18 protein-coding genes are annotated in these 19,324 nt (G+C 54.2%); 15 read left to right on the top strand and 3 right to left on the bottom strand.

The window, feature by feature from the left end:
* Positions 1 to 16: 16 nt before the first annotated feature.
* Complete coding sequence (locus TREBR_RS10525) at positions 17 to 1,441, bottom strand: hypothetical protein (RefSeq protein ID WP_013759159.1); 1,425 nt, start codon at positions 1,439 to 1,441, stop codon at positions 17 to 19.
* 124 nt (positions 1,442 to 1,565) lie between these two features.
* On the opposite strand from TREBR_RS10525, the gene TREBR_RS10520 reads away from it, so the two are divergent.
* The 15 genes from TREBR_RS10520 (at position 1,566) to TREBR_RS10450 (ending at position 15,542) form a co-directional block, all read left to right on the top strand.
* Complete coding sequence (locus TREBR_RS10520) at positions 1,566 to 1,850, top strand: autorepressor SdpR family transcription factor (protein WP_013759158.1); 285 nt, start codon at positions 1,566 to 1,568, stop codon at positions 1,848 to 1,850.
* Complete coding sequence (locus tag TREBR_RS10515; protein WP_013759157.1) at positions 1,847 to 2,671, top strand: SdpI family protein; 825 nt, start codon at positions 1,847 to 1,849, stop codon at positions 2,669 to 2,671. The genes TREBR_RS10520 and TREBR_RS10515 overlap by 4 nt, the downstream gene beginning before the upstream one ends.
* 205 nt (positions 2,672 to 2,876) lie before the next feature.
* On the top strand, positions 2,877 to 3,824 hold the full coding sequence (locus TREBR_RS10510) for an L-lactate dehydrogenase (RefSeq protein WP_013759156.1): 948 nt from the start codon (positions 2,877 to 2,879) through the stop codon (positions 3,822 to 3,824).
* A 22-nt stretch (positions 3,825 to 3,846) separates the two neighbouring features.
* Positions 3,847 to 5,223, top strand: a complete 1,377-nt coding sequence (gene fumC / locus TREBR_RS10505) for a class II fumarate hydratase (protein ID WP_013759155.1) — start codon at positions 3,847 to 3,849, stop codon at positions 5,221 to 5,223.
* A gap of 120 nt (positions 5,224 to 5,343) precedes the next feature.
* The gene (locus tag TREBR_RS10500) at positions 5,344 to 6,141 is read left to right on the top strand and encodes a CoB--CoM heterodisulfide reductase iron-sulfur subunit B family protein (protein WP_013759154.1); all 798 of its coding nucleotides are present in this window, start codon (positions 5,344 to 5,346) and stop codon (positions 6,139 to 6,141) included.
* A gap of 1 nt (position 6,142) precedes the next feature.
* A complete protein-coding gene (locus TREBR_RS10495; protein WP_013759153.1) occupies positions 6,143 to 6,535 on the top strand; it encodes a 4Fe-4S dicluster domain-containing protein in 393 nt (130 codons plus the stop codon).
* 21 nt (positions 6,536 to 6,556) lie between these two features.
* Positions 6,557 to 8,554 carry a CoB--CoM heterodisulfide reductase iron-sulfur subunit A family protein gene (locus TREBR_RS10490; protein ID WP_013759152.1) on the top strand — a complete coding sequence of 666 codons (1,998 nt, stop codon included), beginning with the start codon at positions 6,557 to 6,559 and terminating at the stop codon, positions 8,552 to 8,554.
* Positions 8,545 to 8,991, top strand: a complete 447-nt coding sequence (locus TREBR_RS10485; RefSeq protein WP_013759151.1) for a hydrogenase iron-sulfur subunit — start codon at positions 8,545 to 8,547, stop codon at positions 8,989 to 8,991. The genes TREBR_RS10490 and TREBR_RS10485 overlap by 10 nt, the downstream gene beginning before the upstream one ends.
* On the top strand, positions 8,976 to 9,902 hold the full coding sequence (locus TREBR_RS10480) for a 4Fe-4S dicluster domain-containing protein (protein ID WP_013759150.1): 927 nt from the start codon (positions 8,976 to 8,978) through the stop codon (positions 9,900 to 9,902). The genes TREBR_RS10485 and TREBR_RS10480 overlap by 16 nt, the downstream gene beginning before the upstream one ends.
* On the top strand, positions 9,902 to 10,930 hold the full coding sequence (locus tag TREBR_RS10475) for a 4Fe-4S dicluster domain-containing protein (RefSeq protein ID WP_013759149.1): 1,029 nt from the start codon (positions 9,902 to 9,904) through the stop codon (positions 10,928 to 10,930). Before TREBR_RS10480 ends, TREBR_RS10475 begins: the two co-directional genes overlap by 1 nt.
* Positions 10,930 to 11,757 carry an FAD/NAD(P)-binding protein gene (locus TREBR_RS10470; RefSeq protein WP_013759148.1) on the top strand — a complete coding sequence of 276 codons (828 nt, stop codon included), beginning with the start codon at positions 10,930 to 10,932 and terminating at the stop codon, positions 11,755 to 11,757. Before TREBR_RS10475 ends, TREBR_RS10470 begins: the two co-directional genes overlap by 1 nt.
* Before the next feature lie 12 nt (positions 11,758 to 11,769).
* On the top strand, positions 11,770 to 12,444 hold the full coding sequence (locus TREBR_RS10465; RefSeq protein ID WP_013759147.1) for a 4Fe-4S dicluster domain-containing protein: 675 nt from the start codon (positions 11,770 to 11,772) through the stop codon (positions 12,442 to 12,444).
* Positions 12,445 to 12,454: 10 nt separating this feature from the next.
* Positions 12,455 to 14,068 carry an FAD-dependent oxidoreductase gene (locus TREBR_RS10460; protein ID WP_013759146.1) on the top strand — a complete coding sequence of 538 codons (1,614 nt, stop codon included), beginning with the start codon at positions 12,455 to 12,457 and terminating at the stop codon, positions 14,066 to 14,068.
* Between the two features lie 15 nt (positions 14,069 to 14,083).
* A complete protein-coding gene (locus TREBR_RS10455; RefSeq protein ID WP_013759145.1) occupies positions 14,084 to 15,280 on the top strand; it encodes an aspartate-alanine antiporter-like transporter in 1,197 nt (398 codons plus the stop codon).
* On the top strand, positions 15,210 to 15,542 hold the full coding sequence (locus tag TREBR_RS10450) for a (2Fe-2S) ferredoxin domain-containing protein (RefSeq protein WP_425358328.1): 333 nt from the start codon (positions 15,210 to 15,212) through the stop codon (positions 15,540 to 15,542). Before TREBR_RS10455 ends, TREBR_RS10450 begins: the two co-directional genes overlap by 71 nt.
* Positions 15,543 to 15,679: 137 nt before the next feature.
* On the opposite strand, the gene TREBR_RS13815 is transcribed toward TREBR_RS10450, so the two are convergent.
* Entirely contained in the window at positions 15,680 to 16,564 is an 885-nt protein-coding gene (locus tag TREBR_RS13815; protein ID WP_013759143.1) for a carbohydrate-binding family 9-like protein, read from the bottom strand.
* A 95-nt stretch (positions 16,565 to 16,659) separates the two neighbouring features.
* Entirely contained in the window at positions 16,660 to 19,131 is a 2,472-nt protein-coding gene (locus TREBR_RS10440; protein WP_013759142.1) for a glycoside hydrolase family 94 protein, read from the bottom strand.
* Between the last annotated feature and the right edge of the window lie 193 nt (positions 19,132 to 19,324).

The following is a 19,324-nucleotide window of genomic DNA, read 5'->3' as shown; positions in this document are numbered from 1 at the left end:
ACGGTACGGACGATCATCAGTCGTTCATACCGTTATTTTCGAGCTGCCGGGTGATTTTCAGCAGATCGTTTTGGAGCAGCTTACTTGCCGGTACGTGGGAAAGACCTTCTTCGGCAGCCATTTTAGCCTGTTCGTACGATTGCCTGTTGTATAACAGTGCTATTTGATTGTGTACGAGTGAGGCGTAATTTTGCAGACACTGATCGTGCAGTTTTTTCAGCTGCGCGTTGCCTTCATATTCCGCAAGTCCCTGCCGTGCGATTTCCGCCGCTTCAAGAAAGGCCTTGCCGTTTGCCGCTTCAATCACTTTTTGTATCCAGACGGCGGCGCCTTCGGCATCGCGGGCCGCAACAATTGCGTTCCGTATCTTTCGCTGCGTGTTCGCATCAACACGCGGTTCCCATTCCGTAAAACGTGATTCCGCTTGCGGAATACTCTTGCCGTTCAGCAATTCCACAACCGTATTGTATACCGCCGTGTTTATCGCTTTTTGCCATATGTCCGTCGTTCCCCATCTTTCGGTAACCGCAGCCGCCCAGCGGAGCGCTTGATCGTATGCTTTCCGTTTTTGCAGTACCGTCAGGTAGTTCGTGCACACGATGTCGAATTCTTTGCGGACGTCGTTCGCTGCTCCGCCTGTTTCTCCGGCAAGAAATACGTACCGCGCGGCGGCGAGCGGTACGGCGCGTCCGTATTCGCCGCGGTTCATAGCGGAAACGCTCAGGTTGCCGCCGATCAGACCGACGAACACCCGGTCGCTGACGGCGGCGCGGTTCGCGTATTTGCGTTTGGGAACGTATGCGTACGCGCTCGCGTTTGCTGATTCCGCGGCAAGTGCTTTTTTTGACCCCGGATCGAAGCCGTACGGATTGGTCGTTTCCACGTCGACTGCGCCGGTTTCAAGGTTGAGCGTACAGAACGCGTGGTCGGGCGTTTTCTGCCCGGTTACGGTCAGTCCCGCCGCCCGCGCCGCCGCCATATACAGGATACTCGACGAGACGCAGTTGTACGTTCCTTCGGCAAACAGGCGCTGTATGCGGGATTCGTTTTCCCGGTACCGTTTCAGCACGTCGCGATAGAGAAGCGACAGAACGGCTTCCGCGCGCTCCGGTTCCGGCAGCTGCATAAAATCCGGCTGCGACACGGCGGCGCTGATGCGGCTGAACGCAGCGATCACTGCGCGCCCTTCGTCCGAATCGGCGGGGCACTCGGAAAACGCGAGCGCGGCTTGAATCAAATCTTGCGGCGTCAATTCTCCGTCCGCCGTCTGCGCTCGGTAAACGAAAGCCGGTTCAATAGAAGGAAACGTATCATTCTGCTGTGCATCGGCAGCGGAGACGGCGTCTGCGGTTGAGACGCCGTAGGCAGCTGAGACGACCGGGAATACGCATATTATTAAAACGGCCGCTGCCCGATAAAACGGGTTCCTGTGTGTGTTCATAACAAAAACTGTATGGTATTTTTTGAAAGTATGCAATCGGTTGCAGCAAGCCTTGACACTGTTCCGTGTTTATATTATTATATATTTAGATATATATCTAAATATATAATAAATGGAGGCAAACGTGTCGGATGTGTGGAATGCGCTGGCGGATAAATCGCGGCGGACGATTATCGCGCTTTTACGGGAGCGCGATATGACGGCCGGTGAAATCGCCGCCCATTTTGATATGGCGAAACCGTCGGTTTCTCACCATTTGAGTATCCTGAAAAACGCGGGACTCGTTTCATGCGAAAAAAAAGGGCAGAATTTGATCTATTCGGCCAATATGACGGTTTTTCAGGAATTGATAGAATTGGTCGTTGCAATGGCCGATTCGTCGAGTGATCCTTTGGAGGCAAACAAATGAATGAAAAAAAATCCGATCCGCCGATGTACGCGGATACTTCTCGGACAGCTGATTCTGCCCGTGTGATTGACGACGGCGTCCGCGCGGCTGATACTTCCCGCGCGGCTGATACTTCCCGTGCGGCGGTTTCGCCGATGCGCGTCGGACTGATTACGTGCATCGTATGCGCCGCCGCAGCGCTGCTTAATTGCGCGGTGCTGTTCGCCGTAACGGCGCGCCTGCCCGCGTCCGTACCGGTGCACGTGAATTGGGCGTTGATGGCAGACCGTTGGGGCAGCGTGTGGGAACTGCGGCTTTTTTCGCTGATTCCGGTGTTGTTTCCGGTAGCGGCGCTGTGCGCATTCCGCGCAACGAAACCCGAAAAACAGAACGTAAAAGTCGTCGCCGTCGTTATCTCGGCGGTAACCGCCGTGCTGCTGTGCGCGTCATGGATGTGCGTATATGCGGCGTTTCAGTTCGAGCGCGCGGCGTCCGGCGAACCGATGCCCGCGGTGATGCTGCTGTTTATACTCGTACCGCTTGCGCTCACGTTTATGGCGATCGGCAATTATTCGGCGCTCATAAAACCGAATAAATGGCTGGGAGTGCGGACAGCCGCGACGTTTTCGGATAAAACGGTTTGGCGTAAAACGCACCGCGCGGCCGGATTCTGCGGAGTCGGCGCCGGTGTGCTGCTGCTCGCCGCGGCGATCGTAACCGTCCGTTCAGGCAACACCGTTCCGGCGCTCGCCGGGCTGGGAATCGCCGTCCTGCTTATGCTGGCGCCGCTCCCGTATGCGCGCATTCTGGCCGGTTCGGCTCGCCGAAACGCTGAAAAATAACCGGATATGCGGTATTGTACGAAGTTTTTGCACAATACCGTTGTCCGATTACAAAAAACAGCATTTATCTAAAAAATTATTGATAAAATATTATCTAAATGTATTCCCTAATTTTTTACGTTTTGGTATACTGGCACCGTACTATGAAAATACGGGTGCTCCCGGAATTTTTCCGGCTTCGGCACTTGCTATAAGGACGGATATAATGGGAAACAAAATTACTATCATCGGATCGGGCAGCGTCGGCTCTACTATCGCGTACACGCTTGCAGTGCAGAGTCTTGCTTCCGAAATTGTCATGATCGACATCAACCTCGAAAAATCATTGGGTGAAGCACTGGATATCCGGCAGGGAATGCCGTTTTGTGATCCCGTTCAGATTTACGCGGGAAGCTATCAGGACGCCAAAGATTCTGATATCGTCATTCTGACCTCCGGCATCGCCCGCAAACCCGGTCAGTCCCGCCTCGATTTGGCGCAGACGAACGTCAATATCACCAAATCGATCATCCCCGAAATTACCAAATACGCGCCGGACGCGATATATATTATCGTTGCCAATCCGGTCGATATTCTGACGTATCAGTTCTATAAAACGTCCGGGCTGCCCGAAAACCGCATTATCGGTTCCGGAACGACGCTGGACACCGCGCGTCTTCGTTCGCGCCTTTCCGAATATTACAAAGTCAGCCAGCAGAACGTGCACGCGTACGTGTTCGGCGAACACGGCGACAGTTCGTTCGTGCCGTGGTCGCTGTGCAATATTTCGACGGTGCCGATCGATTCGTTCAGCAGCTGCGTAAAAGCGGAAGACAAATTGTTCCCGCCGCTGGTGCATGAAGAAGTTGAAAATTACGTACGCAAATCCGGCGGACGCATCATTTCCCGCAAAGGCGCGACGTTCTACGCGATCGCCATTTCGGTCTGTCACGTCTGCAAATGCATTTTCTGCGAAACGGACACGACGCTGACCGTTTCCACGCTGATGCACGGCGAGTACGGTATTGAAGACGTGTGTCTGAGTACGCTTTCCCTGGTAGGCCGCGACGGTATCGGCGGAAAACTGATTCTGCCGATGTCCGATACGGAAGTCGCATCGCTGAAGAAAAGCGCCGACAGCCTCAAAGACGTTATCAGCCAGCTGAAATTTTAAGCGCGGAGCATAGTACGGTATTATGGAATACAGAATAGAACACGATTCAATGGGCGAGGTAAAAGTTCCCGCCGATAAATATTGGGCCGCCCAGACGGAACGCAGTCACGAAAACTTCAAAATCGGCGTCGGAATCGAAACGATGCCGCGCGAAATTACCAAAGCGTTCGGTATCCTCAAAAAGGCTGCCGCAATGGCGAACGCCGCGCTCAAGCCCGAAAAAATGACTGCGGAAAAACTTTCCGCAATAGGTAAAGCCTGCGACGAAGTCATTTCCGGTTCGCTGAACGATCATTTTCCGCTCGTCGTCTGGCAGACCGGAAGCGGTACGCAGTCGAACATGAACGCGAACGAAGTTATCGCGAACCGCGGCAATGAAATCGCCGGTTCCAAACTGCTGCATCCGAACGACGACATCAACATGAGTCAGTCGTCGAACGACACGTTCCCGACGGCGATGCACATTTCGGCGGTTATGGCGCTCGAAGACAAACTGCTGCCCGCCGTCGATACGCTGATTGCGACGTTCAAACGGCTCGAAGCCGAAAACGAAGGCGTCGTCAAAAGCGGACGCACGCATTTACAGGACGCGACGCCGATTACCTTTTCGCAGGAAATCAGCGGCTGGCGTTCTTCTTTGGAACGCGACCGCGAACTGATCGTCCGTTCGATAGAACCGCTGACCGAGCTTGCGCTCGGCGGAACGGCGGTCGGGACGGGGCTGAACGCACCGAAAGGCTTCGACGTAAAAGTCGCCGCCGCCGTGTCGGAACTGACCGGTAAAAAATTCGTTACCGCTGCGAACAAATTCCACGCGCTCACCAGTAAGGACGAAATCGTATTCGCTCACGGCGCGGTCAAAGCGCTCGCGTGCGATATGATGAAAATCGCGAACGATATTCGCTGGCTCGCGTCCGGACCGCGCGACGGTCTCGGTGAAATTTTCATACCCGAAAACGAACCCGGTTCTTCAATCATGCCCGGTAAAGTCAATCCCACGCAGTGCGAAGCGGTAACGATGGTCGCCGTTCAGGTTATGGGCAACGACGTTGCCGTCGGTATGGCCGCAAGTCAGGGAAACTTTGAGCTGAACGTGTTCATGCCGGTCTGCATTTACAATTTTTTGCAGTCAGTGCGGCTGCTTGCCGAAGCGATGGTTTCGTTCAACGATAACTGCGCGGTCGGCATAAAAGCGAATCGGGAAAAAATGCACCACAACCTGCACAATTCACTGATGCTCGTTACCGCGCTCAATCCGTATATCGGATATGAAAACGCGGCGAAAACGGCAAAAAAAGCGTTCAAGGAAAACATTTCCCTGAAAGAAGCGTGCGTTGCGCTCGGTTTCCTGAGTGCCGAAAAATTCGATGAAGTATTTCATCCCGAACAAATGGTTTAGAACGCACTGCAGGTTTAAAAGTGCCGGTGCACTTTTAACGGGAGTTTGCGCTTTTGCAGTGTTTGCGCAGACTCTTTAACCCGGCGCGCATACATGCCGCCAAACTTATAAGGAAGAAAAATGACTTTCAGTTATTATCCGGGATGCACGCTGCGGACGAAAGCGGTCGAACTTGATCGTTCCGCACGCGCGGCCGCCGCCGCTTTGGGAATTACGCTTGAAGAAGTTCCCGAATGGCAGTGCTGCGGCGGCGTGTATCCGATGGCAAAAGATGAAATCGCGACGAAGCTGTCTTCCGTGCGCACGCTCGCTCAGGCGCGCGACGGCGGCCGCGATTTGGTAACGATCTGTTCGGCGTGTCACAACGTGCTCAAGCAGGTGAACAACGATATGCGTACCGACGCGGAGATTGCGGCGAAGGCGAACAACTATATGCAGCTTGAAACGCCGTACAACGGTGAAACGAAGGTGCTGCATTATCTGGAATTGCTGCGCGACGTAGTCGGTTTCGATGCGATTGCAAAAAAGGTCGTAAAACCGTTTACCGGTAAAAAAATCGGCGCGTATTACGGCTGCTTGCTGCTGCGTCCCGGGCGGGTCATGCAGATGGATAATCCGGAAAATCCGGTGATTATCGAAGATTTTATCCGTGCAATCGGCGGCGAACCGGTTGCGTACGGTTTGCGCAACGAATGCTGCGGCGGTTACGCTACGATTGAAGATAAAAATACGGCGCACAAACGCGGCGGCAAAATTCTTTTGAACGCGGCGGAATCGGATGCCGAATTATTGGTAACCGCGTGCCCGCTTTGCCTGTATAATCTGAACAAGAACGAAGCGTCAAAAACGACTCCCGTATATTATTTTACGGAACTGCTCGCGCAGGCGCTCGGCGTGTCGGAAAAGGAGGTTCTGTAAAATGGAAAATAAAAATCTCCGCGAACAGATCATCCGTTCAAGCGGCGTAAATCCGCGCAAATGCATGAAGTGCGGTAAATGTTCTGCAACGTGCCCGTCGTACGACGAAATGGAATATCATCCGCATCAGTTCGTGGCCATGGTTGAATCCGGCAACATCGAGCCTTTGCTGAATTCAAAGTCGCTGTACCGGTGCCTGTCGTGTTTTGCCTGCGTGGATCGCTGCCCGCGTAACGTGGAGCCTGCCAAATTGGTGGAAGCGGTGCGCTTGGCGGTTATCCGGCAGCAAGGTCAAAATCATCTGAAGCCGGAAGAGATTCCGGCGCTCTGTGCCGAAGACGCGGAAATTCCGCAGCAGCTTTTGGTCAGTGCTTTCAGAAAATACAGCAAATAGACGGTTAATTAAGGAAGAAAAATGCAAAGAATAGGCGTTTTTGTGTGCCACTGCGGCACGAATATTGCAGGAACCGTTGATGTGCGCTCTGTTGCCGAAGTGCTTAAACACGAACCGGGCGTTGTCTTTTCTACCGAATATCAGTACATGTGTTCGGAAGCCGGACAGAACATCATCAAAGACGCAATAAAAGAACATAAACTTACCGGTGCCGTTATCTGCTCCTGTTCGCCCCGTATGCACGAGGCGACGTTCAGAAAAACGGCCGCCGCCGCGGGTCTCAACTCGTATATGGTCGAAATTGCGAACATCCGCGAGCAGTGTTCGTGGATTCATAAAGATATGGCGACCGGAACCGAAAAAGCGATCGCGCTCGGTAAAGCCGCCGTTGCGAAAGTGCATCTGAACGCGCCGCTGACGCCGGGGGAATCTCCGGTTACCAAGCGCGCGCTGGTTATCGGCGGCGGTATTGCCGGTATTCAGACTGCACTCGATATTGCCGACGCGGGATTTGAAGTCGATATCGTAGAAAAACAGCCGACTATCGGCGGTAAAATGACGCAGATCGACAAGACGTTTCCCACGCTCGACTGCGCAGCTTGTATTCTGACCCCGAAAATGGTAGACTGCGCCCAGAGCGACAAAATCAAAATCTATTCGTACAGCGAAGTGTCCGACGTAAAAGGCTTCGTCGGCAATTTTACCGTTACGATCAAGCGTAAAGCGCGTTACGTCGATGAAACCAAATGCACCGGCTGCGGTATCTGTACCGAAAAATGTCCGCAGAAAAAGATTCCCAACGAATTCAACTTGGGCATGAACAACCGCACCGCCGTGTACATTCCGTTTGCGCAGGCCGTTCCGAAAGTTGCGACTATCGACGCAAATTCCTGCATGATGCTCAAAAGCGGCAAGTGCGGCATCTGCTCGAAAGTGTGCGGTGCCGGCGCTATCGACTATACGCAGAAAGACCAATTTATAGAAGAAAAATACGGTGCAATCGTCGTTGCAACCGGTTTTAATCCGATTAAAATCGATCAGTACGATGAATTCGCATACGCGCAGAGCAAAGACGTTGTTACGTCGCTTGAATTCGAGCGATTGACGAACGCCGCCGGTCCCACGTCGGGAACGCTGCTGCGCCCGTCTGACGGCAAACATCCGCATACGATCGTATTCGTTCAGTGCGTGGGAAGCCGCGAACAGAACAGCTGTAAAGGCGGCAAAGAATACTGTTCCAAAATCTGCTGTATGTATACGGCAAAGCACGCGATGCTTACGCGCGAAAAATATCCGGATACCGACGTGTACGTGTTCTATATCGACGTACGTACGCCCGGCAAGAACTTCGACGAGTTTTACCGGCGCGCCGTCGAACAATACGGCGTGCATTACGTCAAGGGCATGGTTGGTAAAGTCGTTCCCCGTGCGGACGGAACGCTCGACGTGCAGGCGTCCGATTTGATTTCAAACGAACAACTGCACATCAGCGCGGATATGGTCGTTTTGGCTGCCGCGATCGAGCCGGATAAAACGGCGCGTCCGCTTGCGACGCTGCTGACTGCCAGTATGGATACGAACGATTTCTTTACCGAAGCGCATCCCAAACTGCGCCCGGTCGAAAGTCCGACTGCCGGCGTGTTCCTTTCCGGAACGTGTCAGGGGCCAAAAGACATTCCGGAAACGGTTGCCCAGGCGGGCGCCGCCGCGTCTAAAGTTATCAGTCTGCTGGTAAAAGACAAACTGACCGGCAACCCGTGCGTTGCGCGCAGCAACGAACTGATGTGCAACGGCTGTTCTTCATGTGAAAAGGTTTGCCCGTACGGTGCTATCACCTATGCGGATAAAGAGTTCAAAATGCCCGACCGCACCGTCGCCGTGCGCCGCGTTGCGCAGGTTAACTCGGCAGTTTGCCAGGGCTGCGGCGCGTGTACGGTTGCCTGTCCGTCCGGAGCGATGGACTTGAACGGATTTTCCAACAGTCAAATCATGGCGGAGGTGGACGCAATATGCCGGTAACTGAAACGGAAGCTTTTAAACCCAAAATAGTCGCGTTCTGCTGCAACTGGTGTTCGTATGCCGGCGCCGACCTTGCCGGAACGAACCGTCTGGCGTATCCCGCCGACGTAAAAATTATCCGCGTGCCGTGTTCGTGCCGGATCAACCCGATGTTCATTCTGCGCGCGTTTCAGCGCGGCGCGGACGGCGTCATTTTGTGCGGCTGCCATCCGGGCGACTGCCACTATACGAGCGGCAACTATTTTGCGCGCCGCCGCATGACGCTGCTGTTTTCGATGCTCGATTTTTTGGGAATTGAAAAAGGCCGCACCCGCGTGGAATGGGTTTCCGCAGCGGAAGGAGCGAAGTTCGCCGCGACGATGAACGATTTTGCGGCGACGATTACGTCGCTCGGTAAAAATAAACGGCTGGAGGACTTGCGATGTACGAAACGATAAACGCCGCCCTGCTTGCCAAGGCAAAAGACATGCTGGCTTCAGGCAGCGTTGCGCGCGTGCTCGGCTGGCAGAAAGGGCTGTTCAATTACGACATTACGCCCGCCGTGTTTTCTTCGGCAGAAGAACTCGGCAGGGAATTCGTGTACAACGAGTTCTGCGGTGCGAATATGTCGAAATATCTGATTAAAGAATCGCGCAAAGAAGGCAAGATTCTGGTATTTTTGAAACCGTGCGACACGTACAGTTTCAATCAGCTGATCAAGGAACACCGCATTATCCGCGAAAACGTGTACGCGGTGGGTGTGCCGTGCAACGGCATGAAAGACCCCGAATCGGGTGAAACTGCCGAGCGCTGTCTGGTGTGCCGCGGCAAAAAACACGTCGCGTACGACGAACTGTTGAGCGCGGACGGCGTAAGCTGCGACGAAAGCGAGCTCGACGCGGAAACGGCAAAAAAACGGTTTGCAAAAGTCGCCGAACTTGAAGCCCTGTCTCCCGACGAGCGGTTCGAGTTCTGGCGGGGCGAACTGTCCCGCTGTATCCGCTGCAACGCGTGCCGCAACGTGTGTCCCGCCTGTTCGTGTGAACTGTGCGTGTTCGACAATCCGGGATCCGGCGTTGCGAACAAAGCGCCGTCCGATTCGTTTGAAGAAAACATGTTCCATATTATCCGCGCGTTTCACGTCGCCGGCCGCTGTACGGACTGCGGCGAATGTTCGCGCGTGTGTCCGCAGCACATTCCGCTGCATTTGCTGAACCGCAAGTTCATTAAAGACATCGACGAACTGTACGGTGATTATCAGGCCGGCGCCGATACCGAATCGCGCGCGCCGTTGAACACGTACACGACGGGCGACGTTGAACCCTCCGTCGTATACGAGCGGAGTTCCGAAAAAGGAGGAAACGACTGATGGTACGAATTCCCGTTTCCGAACTCGACCGTTTTTTTGCCGCTGCGGCGGAAAAACAGGACGTATATCTGCCCGTCAACAATCAGGCGGGGCAGGCTGAATTCAAAAAATGGCGGAAAGGCGCCGCTTTGAGTTCGGCTTTAAATACCGTGCGCAGTGCGAAAGACTTTTTCTTTCCGCAGACGGAAAATATCGTCGACTTCAAAATGGAAGGAAAGAATATCGAAGTAGTGGACGCCCGTGAACCGAACGCGGATTTTATCGTATTCGGTGTGCGTGCGTGCGACGCGGCGAGCTTCGGCATACTTGATAAAGTATTCCTTGCAGATCCCGTCGATTCGTTCTATAAAGGACGGCGCGAACACGGCACGATCGTAACCGTCGCCTGCACCGCGCCGGCGCCGACGTGCTTCTGCAACCTGTTTGGCATAGACGCGGCGGACCCTGCCGGAGACGTAAGCGGCTGGATTGCCGACGGTACGCTGTACCTTGAAGCGAAAACCGAAAAGGGCAAAAAATTGCTCGATTCGCTGAGCGCCGCCGTTACTCCGGCCGACGCTTCAGGCGAAGCGGCGGTAACCGCTCAGAAAAAGGCGACTTCCGCCGCGATGGAAAAACAGCCGTTCGCGCATCTGTGCAAAGACCGCTTCAAAGGCGAAAACCTGCTCGACATTTTTAACGATCCGCGCTGGAAGAGCCTGTCTCAGGCGTGTCTGGGCTGCGGCACCTGTACGTTCGTCTGCCCGACGTGCCAGTGCTACGATATCCGCGATTTCGACACCGGTCACGGCGTCAAGCGGTTTCGCTGCTGGGACAGCTGCATGTATTCGGATTTTACCAAAATGGCGCACGGCAACCCGCGTCTGACGCAACTTGAACGGTTCCGTCAGCGCTTCATGCACAAGCTCGTGTATTTTCCGTCGAACAATGACGGGCAGTACGGCTGCGTCGGCTGCGGCCGCTGTCTGGCAAAATGCCCGATTTCGATGAACATCGTAAAAGTAATGAAAACATTGGGAGACGAATAATGGAACAAGATACGCTTATTCCCAAAGTTGCGGTCGTAACCGATATCCGCAGCGAAACGCCCGACGTTAAGACGTTCCGCGTCGTGGGAACCGACGGCAAAAAACTGTTTGAACATATTCCCGGCCAGTGCGCCATGCTTTCCGTTCCCGGAGTCAGCGAAGCGATGATTTCGATCACGTCGTCTCCGACGAACAAGGATTTTATGGAGTTCAGCGTCAAAAAATGCGGCTGCCTGTCTTCGTGGCTGCACGATATGGAAGTCGGCCAGCAGATTACCGTACGCGGACCGTACGGCAACGGCTTTCCGGTCGAAACCGAACTGAAAGGCAAAGACTTGCTGTTCATTGCCGGCGGAATCGGGCTCGCTCCGCTGCGGTCGGTCATCAACTACGTGCGCGACAACCGCGCCAATTACGGCAAAGTGCAGATTATTTACGGTTCCCGCTCGAAAGCCGACCTCGTCGATTATCAGGAAATTCTTGACGAATGGATGAAAAGCGACGGCGTGGAAGTCAACCTGACGATCGACAATCCGCAGGACGACTGGGACGGTCACGTCGGCTTCATTCCGAACTACGTTAAGGAACTGAATCCCGATTTGGGCAAAACGGTACTGATGTGCGGACCGCCCATCATGATAAAGTTTACGCTCGCCGGTCTCAAAGAGCTCGGCTTCAAAGACACGCAGGTGTATACGACGATGGAACTGCGCATGAAGTGCGGTATCGGCAAATGCGGTCGCTGCAATATCGGCGACAAATACGTATGCAAAGACGGACCGGTGTTCCGTTTTGATCAGCTCGGCGAATTGCCTTCCGAATACTAGGAGTTACGAACTATGAGCGATATGGTTTCTATTTTTTTGATGGGAAAGAAATACGACGTTCCCTCGAATCTGACTATCATGACCGCGATGGAATACGCGGGATATCAGTTGGTGCGCGGCTGCGGCTGCCGCAACGGTTTCTGCGGTGCGTGTGCGACCATTTACCGCATCAAGGGTAAAAACGAACTGCACGCGTGCCTGGCCTGCCAGACGCAGGTTGAAGCGGATATGTACGTTGCGACGCTGCCGTTTTTTCCGCTGGTAAAACAGGTGTACGATATCGAAAAAATCAAACCCGAACAGAGCGTGATGATGCAGCTGTATCCCGAAATTTACAGCTGTATCGGCTGCAACGCGTGCACGAAAGCCTGTACGCAGGGTTTGAACGTCATGCAGTACGTTGCGTACGCGCAGCGCGGTGAGTTTGAAAAATGTGCCGAAGAATCGTTCGACTGCGTTATGTGCGGCGTCTGTTCTTCACGCTGCCCGGCGGGTATTTCACATCCGCAAGTCGGTTTGCTTGCGCGCCGTCTGAACGGCAAATATCTCGCTCCCGCGTCGAAGCACTTGAGCGACCGCGTTCAGGAAATCAAAGACGGTACGTTTAACGATTTGATCGAAAAACTGATGCAGAAACCGGTGTCGGAAATGAAAGAACTGTACAACAACCGGGAAATCGAAAAATAGGAGACGCGACATGTATACAGACGAAATGCGTAAATCCGCCGAAAAAGTGGCGGCTGCCCGGAAAGCGAACGCGGAGCTGGAACCGCGCCGTATGACGGCGGATGAAAAAGACAAACTGCTCGCAACGTTTCATCCCGATTACAAGAAAAGCGAATTTGCCGAACTTAAAATCGGACCGAACAAGGGTGAAAAAGTGCCGCTCGAACTTGCCGAACTGCTGCAGGGCAACAGCCGCGTCAGTCCTTCCGATATCGATTTGTCCCGTACCGATTATGAAACCGACGTGCTCATTATCGGCGGCGGCGGCGCGGGTTCTTCGGCGGCGATCGAAGCCGACGAGGCCGGTGCAAAAGTCATGATCGTGACGAAACTGCGTATCGGAGATGCCAACACGATGATGGCCGAAGGCGGCATTCAGGCTGCCGACAAGCCCAACGACTCTCCTGCAATCCATTATCTGGACGCGTTCGGCGGCGGACACTTCGCCGCGAAACCCGAATTGCTGAAATCGCTCGTATGCGAAGCGCCCGAAGCCATTCAGTGGCTGAACGATTTGGGCGTCGAATTCGATAAAGACGCCGACGGCACGATGATTACGACGCACGGCGGCGGAACGTCGCGCAAACGCATGCACGCGGCAAAGGACTATTCCGGCGCCGAAATCATGCGCACGCTGCGCGACGAAGTGTTCAACCGCGGTATTCCGGTCGTCGATTTTACGGCGGCGATCGAACTGATTCTGGACGAAAGCGGCAAAGCGTGCGGCGCCGTTCTCAAGAACATGGAAACCGGTGAAATCCTCATCGCGCGCGCGAAAACGGTCATTATCGCGACCGGCGGCGCGGGGCGTCTGCATTATCAGGGATTCCCCACGTCTAACCACTACGGTGCGACGGCCGACGGTTTGGTACTTGCATACCGCGCCGGCGCAAAACTGCTGTATGCCGACACTTTGCAGTATCATCCGACGGGCGTTGCGTATCCCGAACAGATTTTCGGCGCGCTCGTAACCGAAAAAGTGCGTTCGCTCGGCGCCAAACTGATCAACCTCGACGGAGAGGCGTTCATGCATCCGCTTGAAACGCGCGACGTTTCGGCCGCCTCTATTATCCGCGAATGCAGCGAACGCGGTAAAGGCATCGCGACCGGCGGCGGCAACGGCGTCTGGCTCGACACTCCGATGATTGAACTGAAAAACGGCGAAGGCACGATCGAAAAACGTATTCCGGCCATGCTGCGCATGTTTGAAAAATACGGTATCGATATCCGCAAGGAACCGATCCTCGTGTATCCGACGCTGCACTATCAGAACGGCGGCATCGACATCAGCGCGGACTGCATGTCCGGCGTTGAAAACCTGTTCGTTGCCGGTGAAGCGGTCGGCGGTATTCACGGACGCAACCGGCTGATGGGCAACTCGCTGCTGGACATTATCGTGTTCGGCCGCAACGCGGGAAAGAACGCGGCGGCGACTGCCAAAACGGCAAAACCGGGCAAACCTTCCTTGAAGCACGTCGCGTCCTTTGCCGACGAACGGAAAAAGGCCGGAATCACCGGAAATACCGTTTCTCCGAAATTGCTGCCGTCGTACACGCACGGCAATCCTCGTTTTGAAGCGAAATAAGCAGGCAGGAATCGTATGGAGTATGTAGCGGGTGTGGGAGCGTCGCTGTTTTCGACGATATTTATTATCTTCACGGTCGGCGCGCTCGGTCATCTGGTCGGCGGCATAAGCGTTAAAGGAATTTCGTTAGGCTCTGCGGGCGTTCTGCTCATAGCGCTTGCGTACGGAATCCTGTTGAGTTACGTGCCTTCGTTTTCCCTCGGCGGACGCGAAATCGTCTTGTACAGTGCGGTGCAGAAAACGCAGTTTTCGCTCGTATCCAATATCGGAACCGCGCTGTTCGTAACGGCGGTCGGTCTGATTGCGGGGCCGAAGTTTTTCCGGACGTTAAACCGGAAGTCGCTCGCGTATATCGTGATAGCAATCGTCGTCATCGGTTCCGGCGTCCTTTCGATCATCGTTATGTCGTTGGTCGATAAGGATTTGTCTCCCGAATTGCTGGCGGGGCTGCTGACGGGTGCTCTGACGAGTACGCCCGGACTTTCCGCCGCAAAAGAAGTGGCGGCGAGTCAGGAATCCGTTATCGCCGGATACGGTATCGCGTATCTGTTCGGCGTTTTGGGGGTCGTGCTGTTCGTGCAGATCGTTCCCAAACTGCTGAAAGTCGATATCGCGAAGGAACGGGAACACTTCGTTGCGGCGAACGCGATCGCCGTTCCGGAACCGAAGGGCAAATTGATAAAGCTCGATCAGTTCGGTTTCTTTCCGTTTTTTCTGGCGATTTCGCTCGGCTGTATCATCGGTGCGATCGAAATCCCCGGCATCAATTTTTCGCTCGGTACGTCCGGCGGAACGTTGGTTGCGGGGCTGATTATCGGCCATTTCGGTCACATCGGGCCTCTGGACTGCCGTATCGATAAGGCGAACGTCAAATGCTTCCGTGAATTGGGGCTGATTTTGTTCCTGATCGGAGCGGGAGTTCCCGGCGGTATGGAATTCGTGCACAACGTGCGCGTTTCGTATTTTATCTTCGGCGCTATCATTACGCTGGTACCGATGATAATCGGATTCCTGGTTGCAAAGTATGTGTTCAAATTAAGTATTTTCAACAATCTCGGTGCGATTACCGGCGGTATGACCAGTACTCCGGCCCTGGGAGCGTTAATAAATACGGCCGGAACGGACGACGTGGCGTCCGCATATGCCGCGACGTATCCGGTTGCGCTCGTTGCCGTCGTATTGGCGACGAAGTTATTTATACTGTTCGTATAAAGTGAGGTGTAGTATGACGATTGAAGCATGTATGGGCAGCTCCTGCCATGCAAAAGGTGCCGGCCGCATTCTTGAGCTTTTGAAAAAGGCGATCAAGGAAAACGGGCTTGAAAACAAAGTAACGCTTGCCGGTACGTTGTGCCTCGGCCGTTGCGGTGAACCGGGTGCGAATCTGAAAATCGGCGACGAAGTTATCACCGGTATAACCGAAGCGAATTTTGCCGAATTCTTCGACACTCGCGTCAAAAAAGTGGTCGGCTGATAAGCTGAAAACGGCTGATAAGCTGAAAACGGCTGACAGGCCGAAATAGGCAAAAAAACTGCCCTGACGGAGTCCGGCGGCGTACCGCGCGGAACTCGTTTACGGGCGGTTTTTTTACGTTCGTTCGATACCGACGGTCATTTCGATGTGCCGCCGGTATTTTTTTTGGGCAGGGGCAGCCACTCGAACGCGGCGAATCTTTGCGGCTGATGAAACCGGGGAGCGGGGGCGTCCGTATCGGCGAAGTCGAGCAGGCATTGCAGTCCCGACTCGCCGCGCACGTGCGGCCGGCCGTAAACTCCCGCGTCTATTCTGTTTATCGTGCCGTACCAGACGGTTCCCCGTGCCGGCGGTTCGCTCATGCCGAAGTCGCTCCAGGGAACGAACAGTTCCAAATACCAAAAAACGTCTTCGCATTCCATGCGCCACTGCGCGCGGCTTTGCCAATCGTAATCGAAATGGATATCGATTCCTTCAATCCGATCCGTTTTCCGTCCGCAGACTTCCCGATGAGCGTCCGGCGCGGCGGTACCGTCCCGTTCTGTGCTGCCGTCTTGCGCGCGATTCGGGACGGAAACGGTTTTCAGCCCGCTTTCCCCGACGCCGGCACGGTAATCGAGGCAGGCGCCGCACGCATTGATTTCCCAGCCGTAATAGACGTCGGAATCGGCGGGACGTATGAACAGTTCAAGGCAGTCGTCTTCAAACACTTTGCCCTTGTAAGAACGCCGCTTCGCCGTAAATCCCGGCGGAACGGCGTTCCGCTGAGCGGCGAGCCCTTCCCGTGTATACGAATCGTATTGCCGCTGTGCGAACGCTTTTGCGTGCGGCGCTTCGGCGCAGAAAGAAACGGCCAGTCCGTCGGTCCCGCCGGCGAAAAAGGCGCCGGTAAACAGATTCCGGCCGGCAGTGCAGCCGGGAATGTATTCCAATTCGATTCCCGAAACTTCATACGTTTGCATTTTGGAATCGGTGTCCCGCTCGACTCTGATCGGCAGGATCGGTACGCTGAATTGTTTCATGCGGACAGTATAGCACGCTTTTCGGAAAAAAAGAATCCGCCCGAATCGACGATCCGGGCGGATAGAAACAAGGAAGGAGAAAAATATGAAAAACGTCAGGCTATTACAGCATGAATCGTTATTTCCTTTGTACCGGGTTTTACCCGGACGAGGCTGCCGTTGACCGAACCGTCGCCTTCAACGACCGCAAGCGAAACGGCGCGCGCCGGGTCGCGGTTTTCAATCTTGATCGTATACGTACAGCCGCGGAATTTACGGGTAATCACCGCGTTTTTGACATGGGCGGGCAGCCGCGGTTCAATACGCAGACCGTCGTATTCTCCGCGGATTCCGCAGATCCACTGCGACAGCGCGACGAAGTTCCATGCGGCGGTTCCCGTCAGCCAGCTGTTCTTGGCTTCACCGTGGCGGCGCGCCGCTTTGCCGGCAATCATCTGCGCGTATACGTACGGTTCCAGCCGGTGTATTTCGCTTATGTCTTCAAGAAACGCGGGTGCGATCTTCGTGTAATATTCCCAGGCGCGCTCGCAGCGGCCGGATTTTACTTCACCGATGACGACCCAGGGATTGTTGTGGCAAAAAATACCGCCGTTTTCCTTATATCCGGGCGGATATGAAGACACTTCACCGAGTTCCACGTGGTACTCTTTATACGGCGGATCGAGAATGACGATACCGTATTTCGTATCGAGGTGTTTTTTTACGCTGTCCAGCGCTTTGATCGGGTAGTTTTTATCCGCGCCGATCTGAGCCATGGAACCGAATCCCTGCGTTTCGATAAAAATTTTACCGTCGCCGCATTCTTTGGAACCGATTTTGTTTCCGTCGTTGTCGTACGCGCGCAGGTACCATTCGCCGTCCCAGCCCGTTTTGCAGATCTGCTCTGCCATTTCCGCGGCGGCTTTTTCCGCAAACGCGGCTTCCGCTTCGTCGCCGGCGATGCGGCACATGGCCGCGTAATCGGGCGCGACGTACACGAACATTTGTGCGATCATCACCGATTCGGCGTTCGCGCCGTCTTTATTCGTACACGTTTGGAACGAATCGTTCGGGTCGGTGCTGAAGCAGTTGAGGTTCAGGCAGTCGTTCCAGTCGGCCCGCCCGATGAGCGGCAGCCCGTGCGGCCCCTTGTGCGTCGTGATATAGCGGAACGAGCGCTTCAAATGCTCGAACAGCGTCGCCGTGTTGCGTTCGTCGTTGTCGAACGGAACGTGCTGATTCAGGAATTCCGTGTCGCCGGTTTCGCGGATATAGCCGCCGACGCCCAGAATGAGCCACAGCGGATCGTCGTTAAAGTTGGAGCCGACGTCGGCGTTGCCGCGTTTGGTAAGCGGCTGAAACTGATGATACGCGCTGCCGTCTTCAAATTGCGTCGCCGCAACGTCGTACAACCGTTCGCGCAGGCGGCTCTGCGGCAGCTGATGCACGACGCCGAGCATGTCCTGACTGGTGTCGCGGAAACCGATTCCCCTGCCGATACCGCTTTCAAAATAGGAAGCCGAACGGGCAAAGTTGTACGTAACCACGCACTGGTACTGATTCCACACGGCCATGCGGTCGAGCTTTTCGTCTCCCGTTTTGAGCGTGAAATTCGACAGCATTCCGTTCCAAAACGCTTTCAGTTCGTCGAATGCCGCCTGAACCTGCGCCGGAGCGGAAAACCGGTGCTGCAGCGCGATCGCTTTTTCCTTGTTGATCACATGCATCGCCGCGTTCGTCTGGAGCAGTCCGGGTTCGCTTTTGGCCGCCCATTTTTTATCCGTTTCGTTTTCGATATAGCCGAGTACGAATATGAACGTTTTTGATTCACCGCTTTTGAGTTCCAAGTTAAGACGATGACTCGCGATCGGCGACCAGCCGTCGGCAACCGAATCGCCGCTTTTGCCTTCAAGAACGGTTTTCGGTGCGTCGCAGCCGTTGCTCAGGCCGAGAAACGTTTCACGGTCGGTGTCGAATCCGTCTATAGGCGCGTTTACCGAATAGAACGCAAAATGATTCCGGCGTTCGCGGTATTCGGTTTTATGATAGATGGTACTGCCGGAAATTTCGACTTCTCCGGTTGAAAAATTGCGCTGAAAATTCGTCGTGTCGTCGTGCGCGTTGTACAGGCACCATTCGGCGTACGACACCAAAGACAGTTTTTTAGCTGCGCCGCTGTCGTTGGTCAGCGTAACTTGCTGCACTTCGGCGTTTTCCCCGTTGGGAACCATGAACAGCACGTCGGCTTTTACGCCGTTTTTGGAACTGCTGATTTTAGTGTAGCCGAATCCGTGGCGGCATTCGTACGCGTCGAGGGCGACGCGGCAGGGTTTCCAGCCGGGATTCCAAACGGTATCGCCGTCTTTGATATAAAAATACCGCCCGTTGTTGTCGAGCGGAACGTCGTTGTACCGATAGCGCGTCAGCCGGCGCAGCCGTGCGTCGGTATAAAACGCGTATCCGCCGGCGGTGTTTGAAATGATGGAAAAGAACTTCGTATTTCCCAGATAATTGATCCAGGGGTACGGAGTTTCCGGCGTTTCTATAACGTATTCTCTGTTTATATCGTCAAAATGTCCGAAGCGCATATTACTACCTCTTTGGTTAGTTGATTTATCCAATCAACTATAGCGTATCACAGAAAATTTCATCTGTCAAACAAAATTTTCCGAATTCCGAAAAAAACGTGCAAAGTTAGCCGTTTTATGATATGATTACTCTGGACAGGGAGAATTAAAGATTGTACAGTGTGTGTACAATCTTGTTTTACCGACAGTTTTA

Origin of the sequence: Treponema brennaborense DSM 12168 (genome assembly GCF_000212415.1) — a bacterium.
Classification (GTDB): domain Bacteria; phylum Spirochaetota; class Spirochaetia; order Treponematales; family Treponemataceae; genus Treponema_F; species Treponema_F brennaborense.
This window is presented reverse-complemented; position numbering and strand designations above follow the sequence as displayed.

Coding starts and splice junctions, on each gene's coding strand:
- TREBR_RS10525 (WP_013759159.1), bottom strand. CDS start 1,441: ATGAACACACACAGGAACCCGTTTTATCGGGCAGCGGCCGTTTTAATA.
- TREBR_RS10470 (WP_013759148.1), top strand. CDS start 10,930: ATGGAACAAGATACGCTTATTCCCAAAGTTGCGGTCGTAACCGATATC.
- TREBR_RS10480 (WP_013759150.1), top strand. CDS start 8,976: ATGTACGAAACGATAAACGCCGCCCTGCTTGCCAAGGCAAAAGACATG.
- TREBR_RS10455 (WP_013759145.1), top strand. CDS start 14,084: ATGGAGTATGTAGCGGGTGTGGGAGCGTCGCTGTTTTCGACGATATTT.
- TREBR_RS10450 (WP_425358328.1), top strand. CDS start 15,210: ATGCCGCGACGTATCCGGTTGCGCTCGTTGCCGTCGTATTGGCGACGA.
- TREBR_RS10510 (WP_013759156.1), top strand. CDS start 2,877: ATGGGAAACAAAATTACTATCATCGGATCGGGCAGCGTCGGCTCTACT.
- TREBR_RS10485 (WP_013759151.1), top strand. CDS start 8,545: ATGCCGGTAACTGAAACGGAAGCTTTTAAACCCAAAATAGTCGCGTTC.
- TREBR_RS10515 (WP_013759157.1), top strand. CDS start 1,847: ATGAATGAAAAAAAATCCGATCCGCCGATGTACGCGGATACTTCTCGG.
- TREBR_RS10490 (WP_013759152.1), top strand. CDS start 6,557: ATGCAAAGAATAGGCGTTTTTGTGTGCCACTGCGGCACGAATATTGCA.
- TREBR_RS10465 (WP_013759147.1), top strand. CDS start 11,770: ATGAGCGATATGGTTTCTATTTTTTTGATGGGAAAGAAATACGACGTT.
- TREBR_RS10475 (WP_013759149.1), top strand. CDS start 9,902: ATGGTACGAATTCCCGTTTCCGAACTCGACCGTTTTTTTGCCGCTGCG.
- TREBR_RS10460 (WP_013759146.1), top strand. CDS start 12,455: ATGTATACAGACGAAATGCGTAAATCCGCCGAAAAAGTGGCGGCTGCC.
- TREBR_RS10440 (WP_013759142.1), bottom strand. CDS start 19,131: ATGCGCTTCGGACATTTTGACGATATAAACAGAGAATACGTTATAGAA.
- TREBR_RS10495 (WP_013759153.1), top strand. CDS start 6,143: ATGGAAAATAAAAATCTCCGCGAACAGATCATCCGTTCAAGCGGCGTA.
- TREBR_RS10500 (WP_013759154.1), top strand. CDS start 5,344: ATGACTTTCAGTTATTATCCGGGATGCACGCTGCGGACGAAAGCGGTC.
- TREBR_RS13815 (WP_013759143.1), bottom strand. CDS start 16,564: ATGAAACAATTCAGCGTACCGATCCTGCCGATCAGAGTCGAGCGGGAC.
- fumC (WP_013759155.1), top strand. CDS start 3,847: ATGGAATACAGAATAGAACACGATTCAATGGGCGAGGTAAAAGTTCCC.